The following is a 15270-nucleotide window of genomic DNA, read 5'->3' on the forward strand; positions in this document are numbered from 1 at the left end:
TCAGACGTAGCGCTCGAGGATGGTGGACTCGGCCAGCCGGGAGAGCCCCTCGCGGACGCTGCGGGCGCGCAGCTCGCCGACGCCGTCGACCGCCTGCAGGTCGTCGATGCCGGCGGAGAGCAGCTTCTGCAGCGTGCCGAAGTGGTCGACGAGCCGGTCGACCACCGCGCTGGGCAGGCGGGGCACCTTGGCGAGCAGCCGGTAGCCGCGGGGGGCGACCGCGCCGTCGAGGTGCTCGCCGGTGCCGAGGCCGAGCGCCCGGGCGGCGGCCGCCGGGTCGACGAGCTCGGTCGACGACAGCGACTCCAGGCGGGCGAGTACGGACTCCGGCGTGCGCGAGCGGCGGCCGACGGGCAGGTAGTCGCGGATCACCAGCTCGCGCTCGGTGTCGACGCCGGTGACGAGCTCCTCCAGCTGCAGCGACAGCAGCCGGCCGTCGGTGCCCAGCTCGAGCACGTAGTCCTCGATCTCGCGGGCGATCCGGGTGACCATCTCGAGCCGCTGCGCGACGACCGCGACGTCGCGCACGGTCACCAGGTCCTCGATCTCGAGGGCGGACAGCGTGCTGGAGACCTCGTCGAGGCGGAGCTTGTAGCGCTCGAGCGTCGCCAGCGCCTGGTTCGCCCGGGAGAGGATCTGGCCGGAGTCCTCGAGCACGTGGCGGGTCGCGCCGACGTACGCCGCGATGATCTGCATCGACTGCGACACCGAGATGACCGGGAAGCCGGCCTGGCGCGCCACCCGGTCGGCGGTGCGGTGCCGGGTGCCGGTCTCCTCCGACGGGATCGTGTGGTCGGGCATCAGGTGCACGGCGGCCCGCAGGATCCGGGTGACGTCCTTGTCGACGATGATCGCGCCGTCCATCTTCGCCAGCTCGCGCAGCCCGGTGGCGGTGAACGGCACGTCGAGCGTGAAGCCGCCGGTCGAGATCGACTCGACCACCTTGTCGTGGCCGAGCACGATCAGGGCGCCGGTGCGGCCCCGCAGGATGCGCTCCAGGCCGTCGCGCAGGGAGGTGCCCGGCGCGATCGTGGCGAGTGTCGCGCGCAGGCGCAGCTGCTCGTCAGAGCGGTCGGTGGCCACCTCGAGGTTCCTCCCCGTTGGACTGAGGCTGCGGCGGCGTCCGATCGGCCCCGCGCGGTCAGTCTAGGGCGTGTCGCCCGTCGGGAAGGTCACAGATCGCTCACAGCCTGGGGCCGCGCGCCCCTCGTGGGGCTGGCCGGGGGCCCGTCAGAGCGCGTGGGGTCGGCTGGGGCCGCCCTCGGCCACCAGGTCGACCAGCCGCAGCGCGGAGCGTACGTCGGGCACGTCGATCACCCGCATGCCGTCGACGGTCCACGACTCGGGCGAGCGTGGTCGCTGGCGGCCGGGCTCGGTCGGCACCACCGCGAGCTGGAAGCCGAGCCGCGCCGCCTCCGCGAGCCGCTGCGGGAGGTCGCGGACCCGACGCAGCTCGCCGGCCAGGCCGATCTCGCCCATCGCGACCATGCCGCGTGGCGCGGGCGTGCCCTCGAACGCCGAGGCGAGCGCGACCGCGACCGCGAGGTCGCTGGCCGGCTCGACCACGCGGGCGCCACCGACCGTCGAGGCGAACACGTCCATGGCCTGCAGCCGGATGCCGCAGTGCTGGTGCAGCACCGCCATCACCATCGCGACGCGGGAGGAGTCGAGGCCCGACGTCGTGCGCCGGGGACGCTCGGCCGCGCTGTGGGTGACCAGGGCCTGGACCTCGGCCAGCATCGGCCGCCGTCCCTCCATGGACACGGCGACGCAGGTGCCGGGGACCTGGGTGTGGTGGTTCTCGACGAACAGCCCGGTCGGGTCGGTGACCGCGCTGATGCCCTCGGCGCCGAGGTCGAAGCAGCCCACCTCGTCGACCGGGCCGAAGCGGTTCTTCATCGCGCGCACCATCCGGAACCGCGAGTTGCGGTCGCCCTCGAAGTGCAGCACCACGTCGACCAGGTGCTCGAGGACCCGAGGCCCGGCGATCGAGCCGTCCTTGGTGACGTGGCCGACCAGGACCGTGGTGATGTTGCGGGTCTTGGCGACCCGGATCAGGGCCGCCGCGACCTCCTTGACCTGGGTGACGCCACCCGGGACCCCGTCGATGCCGGACGCGCCGATGGTCTGCACCGAGTCGACGACCAGCAGGGCCGGGCGGACCTGCTCGATGTGCGTCAGCACCGCGCCCAGGTCGGTCTCGGCCGCGAGGAACAGCTCGTCGTGGACGCCGCCGGTGCGGTCGGCGCGCAACCGGACCTGCGAGGCGGACTCCTCGCCGGTGACGTAGAGCGTGCGGCGCTGGTAGCGCGCGGTCTGCGCGGCGACCTCGAGCAGCAGGGTGCTCTTGCCGACGCCGGGCTCGCCGGCCAGCAGGATCGCGGCGCCCGGCACCAGGCCGCCGCCGAGCACCCGGTCGAGCTCGGGCACGCCGCTGGTGCGGAACGCCGACTCCTCCACCGACACCTCGCCGATCGGGACGGCCGGGGTGGACACGGGCGTGGCGGCCGTGCGGCCGGTCGGGACCGCGGCGGCCTCGGCCACCGAGCCCCAGGCCTGGCACTCGCCGCACCGGCCCACCCACTTCCCGGTCTCCCAACCGCACTCGGAGCAGCGGTAGGCGGGCCTGGGAGTCTTCGACATGCCGCACACGCTAGGGGGCGGCGCCGACACCGCGTCCCCGGCCCGCCGCACCGCCTGTGGACGAGCGACCACCTGTGGTGTCATTGGATCGATCAAGACCCTGCGGCGACCGAGGAGGTGGGGGTGTCCGGGAGCGAGCCCGTGGTCCGGCGCGGCGTCGCGCGGCTGGCGACGCCGACCCCGCCGCCGACCCCGCCGCCGACCCCGCCGCCGACCCCGCCGCCGACGCTGACCGACGTCGCCGAGCGGGCCGGGGTCTCGCGTCAGACGGTCTCCAACGCCATCAACAACCCCGACCTGCTGCGGCCGGACACCCTGGCCCGCGTGCAGCAGGCGATCGCCGCACTCGGCTACTCGCCGAACCGTGCCGCGCGCAACCTGCGCACCCGCGCCTCGCACCTGATCGGGATGCGCATCGGCCCGGCCCAGGAGGGCACGGCGAACGCCACCATGGACCGCTTCGTGCACTCCCTCGTCGACACCTCGCGCGAGGCGGGCTACCACGTGCTGCTCTTCGCCGGCGACGGTGCGGACCCGATCGCGGGGTACGACGACCTGCTCCGGTCCACGGCCGTGGACGCGTTCGTCGTCACCGACACCTATCTCGGGAACCCGCAGGCCGCCTGGCTCGACGAGCGGCGCGCGCCGTTCGTCGCCTTCGGCCGGCCCTGGGACACCCTGCAGTCCGGACACGTGGGCCAGGCCCGGCACCCGTGGGTCGACGTCGACGGTGCGGCCGGCACCGAGCTGGCGACGACGCACCTGCTGGACCGCGGCCACGAGCGGATCGCCTGGATCGGCTGGCGCCAGGACTCCCGGATCGGCGAGGACCGCCGGTCGGGATGGTCGCGCGCGATGCACGGCCGCGGCCTGTCGACGTCCGGCCTCGCGTCGCGGGTCGAGGACACCGTCGCCTCCGGGCGCGAGGCGAGCGCCCACCTGCTCGACAGCGCCCGGCCCTCGGCGTTCGTGTGCGCCTCCGACACGCTGGCGATGGGCGTGCTGCACACGCTCCGCGACCGCGACCTGCGGCCGGGTGAGCAGGTGGCGGTCGTCGGCTTCGACGATTCGCAGGTCGCCCAGGTCGTCCCGCCCGGCCTCACCTCGGTCCGGCAGCCGCTCGAGGACGTCGCCGTCGCGGTCGTGGCCGCGCTGGCGGGCCTGCTGGCCCACCCACCGGTCGTCGGCCCCGGGGTGATGCTCGCCCCGACGCTCTCGGTGCGCGGGACCGGCTGATCGACACGGGCTAGTAGTCGCGCCACCACACGTTGACGGCGTAGTCGACCTCGGTGCCGGTGTGCTCGGCCAGCACGCTGTCGGCGACCTGGGCGGCGAACTCGATCCGCACCACGCTCTCCAGGTCGGCGCGCGAGCCGAACGACCAGCGCATGTCGACCGGGATCCGGGTCCAGCCGCGGGTCGACCAGAAGCGCTCGACGGCCGCGGGGTCGACCTCGGGGTACCCGCGCCGGAACCACGAGCCGAAGGTGGACCGGGTCGGGTCGTTGTCGACGACGTACGCCGTGCCGCCGCGTCGTACGACGCGGTCGAGCTCGGCCAGGCCGGGCTCGCAGCCGGGCCCGAAGAAGTAGGCCCACCGGGCGTGCACGACGTCCACGGACGCGTCGGGGACCGGCAGCTGCTGGGCCGTGCCCTGCAGGACGGTGACGTGGGGGAGCCGACGGGTGCGTCGCCGGGCCAGCGCGATCAGGTCGCCGTGCGGCTCCACGCCGACCACCGACGCCGCCGTCGAGGCGAGCCACGGGAGATGGAAGCCGCTGCCGCACCCGATGTCGAGGACGGCCCGGCCGTCCCAGGTCGCCACCGACCGCATCGCGGCCTCGATCGCACCGTCGGGGTCGACGGCGCGGTTCTCGGCCTCGTACGTCGCGGTGTGGTGCCAGATGTTGGGGCTCGGGCGGGCCCCGGGGGAGATGTTCAGGGTCGGACTAGAGCCGCACGAGGCCGTTCGGCGTCTGGACCTGCGCGGCCAGGATGCCGGGGGTGCCGTTGGGCGCGACCCACTCGACCTTGACGTCCTCCAGCGGCGCCTCGACGGTCTGGCCGAGCCACTCGCTGACGCGCAGCGGATCGCCCGCGATCTCCAGGCAGGCCAGGGAGAACGCCGGGTCGGCGCCGTTGCTGGGGTGCATCTCGCGGGGGCTCTCCCACTCGATGAAGAAGGGCAGCTGGGGGTCGGCGATCAGGCCGTTGACGCCGATCTGCTTCCAGAGCAGCTCGACACCGTCGGGCAGGTGCCGGTTGCCGTTCGCGGCCTCGCGGCCGAGCCGGGACTCCACGACCGAGATGTCGTCGACGGCGACCACCCAGCCGAGCCATCCGCCACCGAGGGCGGAGCGGGCCTTGACGGCCTGGCCGAAGGGGGCCTTGTCGGATGCGGGGTGGTCCAGGGCCTCGACGATCTCGAGGTAGGTGTCGCCGGCGAGCGGCAGGATCATGTTGCGGGTGCCGAAGCGAGGGTGGACGCCGCCGTCGACGAACTCCTTGCCGAGCAGTCCCCCGAGTCGCTGGGCAGTGCTGGCGAGGCCATCAGGTCCTGCGGCGAAAGAAAGATGGTCCAGGCGCATGCAGAGATTGTGTGTGCTCGTCCGGAGTCGTCGGACACCGGGGTCGTTGTTTCTTGACGTCGAGAGGTCAGCTCTCAGGGGTGCGCGGCGCGTCAGTGCGGGTCGGCGGGATGCAGCGCCAGCGCCGAGCGCGACCGCACGTGCGCGTCGCAGTGACGGACCAGCTCGGCGTACGCCGCCCGGCCCATCAGCTCGGTCAGCTCGGCCTCGTGGGTGACGTAGACGGGCTCGGGTGCGACGTGCGCCTCGGTGTTGCCCGAGCAGTACCAGTCGAGGTCGTGCCCGCCCGGACCCCAGCCGCGGCGGTCGTACTCGCCGATCGAGACCTCGGTGTACGTCGTGCCGTCCTGCCGCTCCACGGAGCGGAAGGTGCGCCGGATCGGCAGCTGCCAGCACACGTCCGGCTTGGTCTCGACGGGGTTCTTCCCGAGCACGTAGGCCAGTGCGTGCAGGGCGCAGCCCGCGCCGCCCCCGCCCGTCGGCGGGGCGAAGTCCTTGCGGTTGTGGAACACGCACGCCTGCTGGCCGTCGACGGTGGTGGTGCGCGTCTTGCGCTCGCCGTCCTCGTCGACCTCGATCCAGTCCTTCTTCCGGACGGCGCGGCCCTGCGGCTTCTGCTGCCACAGGTTCTCGTCGAGCATGTCGACGTACGCCGCGACCCGCTTCTCGTCGGTCTTGTCGGCGAAGTGGGCGCCCAGCGTGCAGCAGCCGACGTCGGGTGCGTCCGCGTAGATGCCCGGGCAGCCCTCCCCGAAGATGCACCGGTAGCTCGACGTCAGCCAGGTGAGGTCGCAGCGCATCACCTCGGACTCGTCGTCCGGGTTCACGAACTCGACGTACGCGCGAGGGAAGGCCAGGTCGACTTCGGGCACGACCCCAACCCTACGTCGCGCGCCGGGTCGTCCTAGTAGCGTGGGATACATGCGCTTGGGCGTCCTCGACATCGGTTCCAACACCGGGCACCTGCTGGTCGTCGACGCGCACCGTGGCGCGGCCCCGCTGCCGGCGTACTCCCACAAGGAGCCGCTGCGCCTGGCCGAGCACCTCGACGCCACCGGCTCGGTGTCCCGGCAGGGGATCGACGCCCTGGCGGAGTTCACGATCGGTGCGCAGCGGGTCGCGGAGGAGAAGGGCTGCGAGGACATGCTGGCCTTCGCGACCTCGGCGGTCCGCGACGCGATCAACTCCGACGCGGTGCTCGACGAGGTGCGCGAGCGCACCGGCCGGTCGATCGTGGTGCTGGCGGGCGAGGACGAGGCGCGGCTGACCTTCCTGGCCGTACGCCGCTGGCTCGGCTGGTCGGCAGGCCGGCTCTGGGTCTTCGACATCGGCGGAGGTTCGCTGGAGATCGCCGGCGGGGCCGACGAGGAGCCGGAGGTGGCCTGGTCGCTGCCCCTCGGGGCCGCGCGGCTGGCCCGGCAGCACCTCGCCGCCGGTCCGGTCGCGGACGAGGCGATCCGGCAGTTGCGCCGGCAGATCCGCGCCGACATCGCCCGCGACGCCGGCCGGCTACTGCGCCCGGGCTCGCCCGACCATGCGGCAGGCACCTCGAAGACGTTCCGGTCCCTGGCTCGCATCTGCGGTGCGGCGCCGTCGGCGGAGGGCCCGCTGGTGCCGCGGTCGCTGGCCTTCGACGTGCTCGCGGAGTGGATCCCCAAGCTGGCGGCGATGGGGCACGACGAGCTCGCGCAGCTGCCGGGGGTCTCGCCGAGTCGCGCCCACCAGATCCTGCCCGGCGCCCTGGTCGCGGAGGCGGTCATGGACATCTTCGAGCTCCCGGCGCTGGAGGTCTGCCCGTGGGCGCTGCGCGAGGGCGTGATCCTCGAGCGCCTCGACCAGATCAGCGACCTCGCGTTCTGATGAGCGGCTCACGCATCGGCCTCTCGACCGTCTCGGTCTACCCCGAGTCGTCGGCGCACGCCTTCACGTACGCCGCCTCGGTGGGCTACGACTCGGTCGAGGTGATGGTCGGCATCGACGCGCTGAGCCAGCAGACGTCGGCGATCAAGCAGCTCTCCGAGCACCACGGCGTGCCGGTCTCGGCCGTGCACGCGCCCTGTCTGCTGTTCACCCAGCGGGTCTGGGGGACCGAGCCGTGGAGCAAGCTCGAACGGTCCGCGGAGATGGCGCACGCCGTCGGCGCGGACGTGGTCGTGGTGCATCCGCCGTTCCGCTGGCAGAAGACCTACGCGCGTGACTTCGTCGACGGCATCGCCGCCCTGGAGGCATCGACCGGGCTGGCGTTCGCGGTCGAGAACATGTACCCGTGGCGGGCCTCCGGCCGGTCGTTGGAGATGTACCTGCCTGGATGGGACCCCTCCGACCAGCCCTACACCAACACCACGATCGACCTGTCGCACGCGGCGATCGCCCACGACGACGTGATCGAGATGGCGAACCGGCTCGGTGACCGGCTGCGGCACATCCACCTCACCGACGGCACCGGGTCGGCGAAGGACGAGCACCTCGTCCCGGGCCGGGGGACGATGGGTGCCGACGCGTTCCTCCACCACCTCGCGGCGACCGGCTTCGGCGGCGACATCGTGCTGGAGATCAACACCCGCAAGTGCGTCGACCGCGCCGAGCGGGAGCGCGACCTGCGCGAGTCGCTGGAGTTCGCGCGCGAGCACTTCCCCGTCGCCACCGGTCCCTAGGCGGGCTTCCGGTCGAACGCCGCCTGCAGGTCCAGGCCGGTGCGCATCCGCCAGGCCACCAGGGCGACGGAGAGGCAGCTCACCTGCGCGGCGTCGTCGAGCGAGATGCCCAGCAGCCGCTCGACCCGGGCCAGCCGGGCGTAGAGGGACTGGCGCCGGATGCCGAGCGCCGTGGCCGTCCGGGCCTTGCTGGCGCCGTGGCTGACGAACGCGTCGAGCGTGCGGACCAGGTCGCCGGAGGTCTCGCGGTCGTGGTCGATCAGCGGCCCGAGCTGCTCGGAGACGAACGCCGCCAGGGCCGCGGCCGGTCCGGCGGCCAGCAGCCGCTGCACGCCGACGTCGCGGGTCAGCAGGACGCCGGTCCGGGTGCCGAACCGACGGGCGATCTGCACCACCTCGCGGGCCTGGGCGACGGCGGCGCCCACCTCGGCGAGGTCGACGACGGGCGCGGCCACCGCCAGGGTGCGGACGGCGACGGCGAGGTCGCCCGCCCCGGCCAGCACGGCGTCGTACACCTCGACGAACGCCGCGCGCAGCCGCTGCGGCTCCGCGCGCTGCCACCCGTGCGCGAGCACGACCACCTGGCTGCCGGCGACTCCCGAGACACAGGGCCCCAGCACCTCGTGCACCGCCTCCCGCACCGGGGGGAGCAGCTCCTGCACCGGCACCTTGTGGTCGACGTCGACGGCCGCGACCAGCACGTGCTGGCTCTCGCCCGGCGTCCAGCCGATGTCCGTCAGCCGCTTGCGCAGGTCGCCGGCGGACGCCAACGCCCCGGTCACGAGGTCGGTGACGATCGCCTGCGCGAGCGAGGGGCGCTGCCCCACGCCGGGATGGCGGCCGAGCTCGAGCGCCACCGCCGCCGCCGCTCGGTGGGCCACGGCGGTACGCCGTGCCGTGCCGCGCCCGAGCAGCACCACCCGTCCGGCGACCCCGGCCTGGACGCGCACCTCGGTCACGACCCGGTCGGTCTCCGACGACGGGACCGCGATCCGGCTCCGCTCGACGACGCGGCCGTCGGTGTCGACCAGCTCGGCGGCGCAGCCGGCCAGGCGCGCGACCGCGTCGAGGAGCACGGCCATGCCCTGGCCGAACATCACCGGCGACAGCAGCTCCTGCCAGATCGCCTCGCTCGACCGCGTCGACCCGAGCTTGCGGCGTACGAGCAGGTCGTGGAAGTCCTCGACCATCCGCTCGAAGGGCACCACCGAGTGCAGGGCGAGGAAGGCCACGTCGCGGCGCCGCGCGGTGTCGATCAGCTCCGGCGGCACGTCGAAGAAGGAACGGCCGATCTCCATCGCGAGCGCCACGCAGCCGGCGTCGGCGAGCTGGTCGACGTAGGCCACCAGCTGCTCGGCGGTGCGGCCGTGCAGGCCGAGGCCGGAGGTGAGCAGCACCTCGCCGCCGGCGAGCAGCCCGCCCATCTCGTAGACCTCGGAGGAGTGCACCCAGCGCACGACCGCGTCGAGGTCGCCGGTCACGACCTCGACCGAGGCGGACCGGAAGGACGGCATGGCGAGGACGTCCCGCAGCGTCGGCATCATGGCCCCATGCTGCCGTCAGGCGAGCAGTCTGTCTCTCAAGATGGTGTGGGGACCGGACACAGTGTCCCTTGTGGTCGGATCCTGGCACTGGCCATCGTGTCGGCGTGCAGCGCAGTCGCGTCCGCACCCGACGGCAAAGGGAGGCCCTCCGTGACCACCGCAGAACACCTCGACGACAAGCACTTCCTCGGACTCGCCATCGACCAGGCGCGGATCGGCTGGGAGGAGGGCGGCGTCCCGATCGGGGCCGCGCTGGTCACCAACGACGGCGAGGTCCTCGCGGTGGGCCGCAACCGCCGGGTCCAGCTCGGCAGCGCGATCCGGCACGGTGAGACCGACTGCATCGAGCGGGCCGGCCGGCTCCCCGCGTCGGTCTACCGGGCCAGCGTGCTCTACACGACGCTCTCGCCGTGCTTCATGTGCGCGGGCACCGCGGTCCTCTACGACATCCCGCGGATCGTCGTGGGCGAGAACCGCACGTTCGAGGCCTCCGAGAGCTGGCTGCGCAGCCGGGGCGTGGTCGTCGACGTCCTCGACGACCCGACCTGCAAGCAGCTGATGGACCGGATGCTCGACGAGCGCGCGGAGATCTGGGCCGAGGACATCGGGGAGGAGGCGTGACCACGAACGTCGACGGCCGCGACGGGGTCGACGTCGACCCCGTCGACCCGGACTACCCCGTCACGCCCGTCCCGCTGAGCGCCCGCAAGTCGTTCCTCTCGCTGGCGGTCGTGCTGCTCGGCTTCACGATCTTCACGCCGACGATGCTCGCCGGCGCGCAGCTCGGGCCGGCGTTCGGGTTCGGCGAGCTGCTGCTGGTGATCCTGGCCGGCTCCGCGATCCTCGGCACCTACGTCGCGCTGATGGGCTACGTCGGCGCGCGCACCGGGCTGACGACCGTCGTGATGGCCCGCTACAGCTTCGGCAACCGCGGCTCGAAGCTGGCCTCGATCCTGCTGGGCGGCACCCAGATCGGGTGGTACGGCGTGGTCGTCGGCACGATCGGCGACCTGACCGCCGAGGCGGCCGGCTGGGAGTCGTACGCCGCGAAGGCGTCGATCATGGTGCTCACCAGCGTGCTGATGTGCGTGACCGCCTGCTACGGCTACCGCGGGATGTACTGGGTCTCCCTGGTGTCCACGCCGCTCATCCTGATCCTGGCGGTGTGGGTCGTGGTCCGCTCGCTCGAGGAGGTCGGCGGCCTGGGCGGCCTGTTCGACGTCGAGCCGAGCGCCACCATGGCGCTGTCCGTCGCGATCACCACCGTCGTCGGCACGTTCGTCTCGGCCGGCACCCAGGCGCCCAACTGGACCCGCTTCGGCCGGTCCGGCTCGCAGGCGGTCTGGGCCTGCCTGATCGGCTTCCTGGTCGGCAACGGGCTGATGATCCTCTTCGGCGCCATCGGTGCGATCACCTTCGGCGAGGGCGACTTCGTGCTGGTGCTGTACAACCTCGGCCTGGTCGGCTGGGGCGTCTTCCTGCTCTTCGGCAACCTGTGGAAGTCGAACGCCGACACGGCGTACGCCTTCGGCGTGGCCGGCGCGGAGCTGTTCGAGCGGCCGACCAAGACGCCGTTCGTCATCGGCGGCTCGGTGATCGGCACGGTGCTGGCGCTGACCGGGGTCCAGAACCACCTGATCGACTACCTCGGCCTGCTCGGCACGTTCATCCCGCCGCTCGGCGGCGTGATCATCGCGGACTTCTTCCTGCGCTGGCGGCGCGGCATCCCGGCCGACCACGCGCCGGTGGCGCTCGACTGGCGCAACATCGCGACGTACGCCGTGGCCAGCGGGGTCGCCTACTGGTCGAAGGAGGCCGAGGTCGGCATCCCGCCGCTGTTCGGGATCGTCGTGGCCGTCGTGGTCGCGGTGGCCCTCGACCGCACCCGGACCGAACGGGTCGCCACGTCGTAGCCTGAGCGACCATGAGCCAGGCCAGGTCGGGTGCGCCGGGACGACGGGGTCGTCGTCCCGGGGCACCCGACACGCGCGCGGCGATCCTCGGCGCCGCCCGCGCCCGCTTCGCCGAGCACGGCTACGCCCGCACGTCGGTGCGGTCCATCGCCGCCGACGCCGGCGTCGACGCCGCGCTCGTGCACCACTACTTCGGCACCAAGCACGACCTCTTCGTCGCCGCTCTCGAGCTGCCGATCGACCCGACCGGCGTGATCGTCCCGGCCGTGGCCGGCGGCATCGACGGCGCGGCCGAGCGGCTGCTCACGGCGTTCCTCGGCGTCTGGGACGACCCCGAGCTCCAGCCCTCCCTGCTCGGCGTGGTCCGCGGCATCCTCGAGCCCGAGGGGTCCGCGCTGATCCGGGAGGGCTTCCTCCCCGCGATCATCCTGCCGATCGCCGACGCCCTCGGCCTCGACCAGCCCGAGCGCCGGATGCCGTTCGTCGCGAGCCAGATCTTCGGGCTGATCGTCGGCCGCTACGTCCTCGAGCTCGAGCCGCTCGCCTCCCTGCCGGCCGAGGACGTCGTCGCCGCCGTCGCCCCCACCATCCAGCGGTACTTCGAGATGCCGCTGCCGTAGGCGGGTATCCCTGCGATCGTCCTTGCCCCGAACCGCCCACCAGCGCATAATTCACCGCATGGTGAATAACGCGGTCGAGATCCGCGGCCTGCACGTCGTCCGCGGGAAGCGCACGGTGCTCGAGCGCCTCGACGTCACCATCGGCGACGGCGTGACCGGTCTGCTCGGCCCGTCCGGCTGCGGCAAGTCGACGCTGATGCGGTGCCTGGTCGGCGTGCAGCAGGTCCGGGCGGGGACCGTGACCGTCTTCGGCGAGCCGGCCGGCAGCCGGTCGCTGCGCGAGACGGTCGGCTACGTCACCCAGGCCGCGAGCGTGTACGACGACCTCACCGTCGTCGAGAACCTCCGGTTCTTCTGCCGGGTCCTCGGGGTCGGTAGGGAGGAGATCGACCGGGTGGTCGACGCCGTCGACCTCGGCAGCCACCGCGACCAGATCGTGGGTCGGCTCAGCGGCGGCCAGCGCAGCCGAGCCAGCCTGGCGGTCGCGCTGCTGGGCGAGCCGGTGCTGCTCGTGCTCGACGAGCCCACGGTCGGCCTCGACCCGGTGCTCCGCGAGGACCTCTGGGGGCTCTTCCACCGCCTCGCCGACCGGGGCACCGCCGTCTTCGTCTCCAGTCACGTCATGGACGAGGCCGAACGCTGCGACCGGCTGCTGCTGATGCGCGAGGGCCGGATCATCGCCGACGGCACGCCCGCCGAGATCAAGGAGAAGGCCGGCGCCGACAGCGTCGAGCACGCGTTCCTGGCGATCGTGAGGGAGGACGCCGGATGACCTCGAGGATCACCGTCGCCGTCGCCGCGCGGGTGCTCACCCAGCTGCGCCGCGACCACCGCACGCTCGCCCTGCTGCTGGTGCTGCCCTGCCTGCTGATCACCCTGCTGTGGTGGATGTTCCAGGACACCCCGGTCTTCGACGAGGTCGGTCCGGCGCTGCTCGCGATGTTCCCCTTCATCGTGATGTTCCTGGTCACCAGCGTCACCACCCTCCGCGAGCGCAGCGGCGGCACCCTGGAGCGGCTGCTCACGATGCCGATGGGCAAGCTCGACTTCCTGCTCGGGTACGGGGTGGCGTTCGGTCTGGTCGCGGCGGTGCAGTCGGTGCTGGCGGTGGCGCTCAGCGTCGGCGTCCTCGACCTGCAGGTGCAGGGCCCGGTCTGGCTCCTCGTGGTCGTCGCCGTGGTCGACGCCGTGCTCGGCACCGCGCTCGGCCTGTTCGTCAGCGCGTTCGCGCAGACCGAGTTCCAGGCGGTGCAGTTCATGCCGGCGGTGGTGATCCCGCAGATCCTGCTGTGCGGCCTGTTCGTCCCACGCGACCAGCTGCCGACGGTGCTCGGGTGGGTGAGCGACGTGCTGCCGCTCAGCTACGCGGTCGACGCGATGCAGACCCTGACGCAGACGGCCGAGACGGCCGACGTGTGGCAGGACCTCGCCGTGGTGGCCGGCTTCGCCGTGGCCGGGCTGGTGCTGGGCGCGGCCACGCTGCGGCGGCGTACCCCCTGAAATCGGCCGCGGCGGCACCGCGGACGTAGCCTGAGAGACATGCCGATCCTCCGTCAGCCGCTCCTCCTCCTGGCCCGCAGCGCCGCGGTCAAGAAGATGGTGAGCACCATGCCGGTCTCGGCCGGCATCGTCCGCAGCTACGTGCCCGGGGAGACCACGGAGTCCGCCGTCGACGCGGCCGCCGGGCTGGCCGACGAGAAGCTCCTGGTGACGCTGGACTTCCTCGGCGAGGACACTCTCGACGCCGACCAGGCCGAGGCCACCGTGCAGGCCTACCTCGACCTGCTGCGCCAGCTCGCCGCGCGCGGCCTGACCCGCGGCGCCGAAGTGTCGGTGAAGCTCAGCGCCATCGGTCAGTTCCTGCCCGACACGGTCGCGGCCGGCGGGGGCCACAAGATCGCTCTCGAGAACGCCCGCACCATCTGCCGGGCCGCCCGCAACGCCGGCACCACGGTCACCCTCGACATGGAGGACCACACCACCACCGACTCGACGCTGATGATCCTGCGCGAGCTGCGCAAGGACTTCCCCGAGACCGGAGCCGTCCTCCAGGCGATGCTGCACCGCACCGAGGCCGACTGCCGGGCGCTGGCCTACGAGGGCTCCCGGGTCCGGCTCTGCAAGGGCGCCTACCTCGAGCCCGAGGACGTCGCCTTCCAGGACCGCCTCGACATCGACAGGTCCTACGTCCGCTGTCTCAAGGTGCTGCTGGCCGGTGAGGGCTACCCGATGATCGCGAGCCACGACCCGCGCATGGTCGAGATCGCCTCGTCGCTGGCCAGCCGCTACGGCCGCGCGCCGGGCAGCTACGAGTTCCAGATGCTCTACGGCACCCGTCCCGAGGAGCAGCGCCGGTTGGCCGCCAAGGGCGAGCGGATGCGCGTCTACGTGCCCTACGGCACCGAGTGGTACGGCTACCTGATGAGAAGGCTCGCCGAGCGTCCGCAGAACCTGTCATTCTTCCTGCGGTCCCTGATCTCGAAGAAATAGGTAGTAGCCATGGCTCAAACTGCCATTCTGGGCGCCGGAGTCATGGGCGAGACCCTGCTCTCCGGCCTGGTCCGGGCCGGCCGCCGCGTCGACCACCTGCTCGTCGGCGAGAAGCGCGCCGAGCGCGCCAGCGAGCTGGAGGAGCGGTACGGCGTCGCCGTGGTCTCCAACGTCGAGGCGGCCCGCAAGGCCGACACCCTCGCGTTGGTCGTCAAGCCCCAGGACATGGGCGACCTGCTCGACGAGATCGCGTCCGCGCTGCGACCGGGCCAGCTCGTCGTCTCGCTGGCGGCCGGCATCACCACGGCGTTCATCGAGGCCCGGGTGCCCGAGGGCGTCGCCGTCGTCCGCGTGATGCCCAACACCCCGGCCCTGGTCGACGAGGGCATGGCCGCGATCTCCCCGGGCTCCCACTGCAGCGAGGACCACCTCGCCGAGGCCGAGGCGCTGATGGCGTCCGTCGGCAAGGTGCTGCGGATCCCGGAGCGCCAGCAGGACGCGGTCACCGCGATCTCCGGCTCCGGCCCGGCCTACATCTTCTACGTCGTCGAGTCGATGATCGAGGCCGGCGTACACCTCGGTCTGCCCCGCAGCACGGCCAGCGAGCTCGTCATCCAGACGCTGGTGGGCTCCGGGAAGATGCTGCGCGAGACCGGCACCCATCCCACCGTGCTGCGCGAGCAGGTGACCTCGCCCGCCGGCACGACCGCGGCCGCCCTGCGCGAGCTCGAGGTCCACAAGGTCCGCGCGGCGTTCCTGGCGGCGATGGAGGCCGCCCGCGACCGTTCGCGCGCGCTGGCCGAGGGCAACGGCTGACG

16 protein-coding genes are annotated in these 15270 nt (G+C 72.8%); 10 read left to right on the forward strand and 6 right to left on the reverse strand.

Annotated elements, in window-relative coordinates:
- Complete coding sequence (disA, locus tag FHU40_RS12720; RefSeq protein ID WP_215526313.1) at window positions 1–1083, reverse strand: DNA integrity scanning diadenylate cyclase DisA; 1083 nt, start codon at window positions 1081–1083, stop codon at window positions 1–3.
- Window positions 1084–1230: 147 nt separating this feature from the next.
- A complete protein-coding gene (gene radA / locus FHU40_RS12725; protein WP_183592695.1) occupies window positions 1231–2643 on the reverse strand; it encodes a DNA repair protein RadA in 1413 nt (470 codons plus the stop codon).
- A gap of 123 nt (window positions 2644–2766) precedes the next feature.
- On the opposite strand from radA, the gene FHU40_RS12730 reads away from it, so the two are divergent.
- Window positions 2767–3879, forward strand: a complete 1113-nt coding sequence (locus FHU40_RS12730) for a LacI family DNA-binding transcriptional regulator (protein ID WP_343057839.1) — start codon at window positions 2767–2769, stop codon at window positions 3877–3879.
- A 10-nt stretch (window positions 3880–3889) separates the two neighbouring features.
- On the opposite strand, the gene FHU40_RS12735 is transcribed toward FHU40_RS12730, so the two are convergent.
- From FHU40_RS12735 to FHU40_RS12745, 3 genes are all read right to left on the reverse strand, one after another.
- Window positions 3890–4477 (reverse strand): class I SAM-dependent methyltransferase, encoded by a 588-nt coding sequence (locus FHU40_RS12735; protein ID WP_246390573.1) that lies wholly within the window; start codon window positions 4475–4477, stop codon window positions 3890–3892.
- A gap of 115 nt (window positions 4478–4592) precedes the next feature.
- Window positions 4593–5231 (reverse strand): VOC family protein, encoded by a 639-nt coding sequence (locus tag FHU40_RS12740; protein WP_183592696.1) that lies wholly within the window; start codon window positions 5229–5231, stop codon window positions 4593–4595.
- Between the two features lie 92 nt (window positions 5232–5323).
- On the reverse strand, window positions 5324–6103 hold the full coding sequence (locus FHU40_RS12745) for a DUF3109 family protein (RefSeq protein WP_183592697.1): 780 nt from the start codon (window positions 6101–6103) through the stop codon (window positions 5324–5326).
- A 49-nt stretch (window positions 6104–6152) separates the two neighbouring features.
- Between FHU40_RS12745 and FHU40_RS12750 the strand changes: the two genes are divergently transcribed.
- Both FHU40_RS12750 and FHU40_RS12755 read left to right on the forward strand, forming a co-directional pair.
- A complete protein-coding gene (locus FHU40_RS12750) occupies window positions 6153–7091 on the forward strand; it encodes a Ppx/GppA family phosphatase (RefSeq protein WP_183592698.1) in 939 nt (312 codons plus the stop codon).
- Window positions 7091–7885 carry a sugar phosphate isomerase/epimerase family protein gene (locus FHU40_RS12755; RefSeq protein ID WP_183592699.1) on the forward strand — a complete coding sequence of 265 codons (795 nt, stop codon included), beginning with the start codon at window positions 7091–7093 and terminating at the stop codon, window positions 7883–7885. Before FHU40_RS12750 ends, FHU40_RS12755 begins: the two co-directional genes overlap by 1 nt.
- Here the strand turns inward: FHU40_RS12755 and FHU40_RS12760 are convergent.
- Window positions 7882–9429, reverse strand: coding sequence for a PucR family transcriptional regulator (locus FHU40_RS12760; protein WP_183592700.1), 1548 nt, complete (start codon window positions 9427–9429; stop codon window positions 7882–7884). The two genes, FHU40_RS12755 and FHU40_RS12760, sit on opposite strands and share 4 nt — an antisense overlap.
- 150 nt (window positions 9430–9579) lie before the next feature.
- Between FHU40_RS12760 and FHU40_RS12765 the strand changes: the two genes are divergently transcribed.
- Genes FHU40_RS12765 through proC form a run of 7 tightly spaced genes read left to right on the forward strand, consistent with a single transcriptional unit; the run spans window position 9580 to window position 15268 of the window.
- Window positions 9580–10050, forward strand: a complete 471-nt coding sequence (locus FHU40_RS12765) for a nucleoside deaminase (RefSeq protein WP_343057840.1) — start codon at window positions 9580–9582, stop codon at window positions 10048–10050.
- Complete coding sequence (gene codB / locus FHU40_RS12770; RefSeq protein ID WP_183592702.1) at window positions 10047–11342, forward strand: cytosine permease; 1296 nt, start codon at window positions 10047–10049, stop codon at window positions 11340–11342. The genes FHU40_RS12765 and codB overlap by 4 nt, the downstream gene beginning before the upstream one ends.
- A gap of 11 nt (window positions 11343–11353) precedes the next feature.
- Window positions 11354–11962: a TetR/AcrR family transcriptional regulator gene (locus tag FHU40_RS12775; protein ID WP_183592703.1), complete on the forward strand. Its 609-nt coding sequence runs from the start codon at window positions 11354–11356 to the stop codon at window positions 11960–11962.
- Between the two features lie 58 nt (window positions 11963–12020).
- On the forward strand, window positions 12021–12734 hold the full coding sequence (locus FHU40_RS12780) for an ABC transporter ATP-binding protein (RefSeq protein WP_183592704.1): 714 nt from the start codon (window positions 12021–12023) through the stop codon (window positions 12732–12734).
- Window positions 12731–13462 (forward strand): ABC transporter permease, encoded by a 732-nt coding sequence (locus tag FHU40_RS12785; protein WP_183592705.1) that lies wholly within the window; start codon window positions 12731–12733, stop codon window positions 13460–13462. Before FHU40_RS12780 ends, FHU40_RS12785 begins: the two co-directional genes overlap by 4 nt.
- Window positions 13463–13501: 39 nt before the next feature.
- Window positions 13502–14452, forward strand: a complete 951-nt coding sequence (locus FHU40_RS12790; protein WP_215526320.1) for a proline dehydrogenase family protein — start codon at window positions 13502–13504, stop codon at window positions 14450–14452.
- A gap of 9 nt (window positions 14453–14461) precedes the next feature.
- Window positions 14462–15268 carry a pyrroline-5-carboxylate reductase gene (gene proC / locus FHU40_RS12795; RefSeq protein WP_183592706.1) on the forward strand — a complete coding sequence of 269 codons (807 nt, stop codon included), beginning with the start codon at window positions 14462–14464 and terminating at the stop codon, window positions 15266–15268.
- The last annotated feature ends 2 nt before the right edge of the window (window positions 15269–15270 follow it).

This window comes from Nocardioides soli (assembly GCF_014191495.1).
GTDB classification, from domain to species: domain Bacteria; phylum Actinomycetota; class Actinomycetes; order Propionibacteriales; family Nocardioidaceae; genus Nocardioides; species Nocardioides soli.

Excerpts from the sequence above, each read along its gene's own strand:
- radA (WP_183592695.1), bottom strand. The coding sequence starts at position 2,643 with ATGTCGAAGACTCCCAGGCCCGCCTACCGCTGCTCCGAGTGCGGTTGG.
- FHU40_RS12735 (WP_246390573.1), bottom strand. The coding sequence starts at position 4,477 with ATGCGGTCGGTGGCGACCTGGGACGGCCGGGCCGTCCTCGACATCGGG.
- FHU40_RS12740 (WP_183592696.1), bottom strand. The coding sequence starts at position 5,231 with ATGCGCCTGGACCATCTTTCTTTCGCCGCAGGACCTGATGGCCTCGCC.
- FHU40_RS12750 (WP_183592698.1), top strand. The coding sequence starts at position 6,153 with ATGCGCTTGGGCGTCCTCGACATCGGTTCCAACACCGGGCACCTGCTG.
- FHU40_RS12755 (WP_183592699.1), top strand. The coding sequence starts at position 7,091 with ATGAGCGGCTCACGCATCGGCCTCTCGACCGTCTCGGTCTACCCCGAG.
- FHU40_RS12760 (WP_183592700.1), bottom strand. The coding sequence starts at position 9,429 with ATGATGCCGACGCTGCGGGACGTCCTCGCCATGCCGTCCTTCCGGTCC.
- FHU40_RS12775 (WP_183592703.1), top strand. The coding sequence starts at position 11,354 with ATGAGCCAGGCCAGGTCGGGTGCGCCGGGACGACGGGGTCGTCGTCCC.
- FHU40_RS12780 (WP_183592704.1), top strand. The coding sequence starts at position 12,021 with ATGGTGAATAACGCGGTCGAGATCCGCGGCCTGCACGTCGTCCGCGGG.
- FHU40_RS12785 (WP_183592705.1), top strand. The coding sequence starts at position 12,731 with ATGACCTCGAGGATCACCGTCGCCGTCGCCGCGCGGGTGCTCACCCAG.
- FHU40_RS12790 (WP_215526320.1), top strand. The coding sequence starts at position 13,502 with ATGCCGATCCTCCGTCAGCCGCTCCTCCTCCTGGCCCGCAGCGCCGCG.
- proC (WP_183592706.1), top strand. The coding sequence starts at position 14,462 with ATGGCTCAAACTGCCATTCTGGGCGCCGGAGTCATGGGCGAGACCCTG.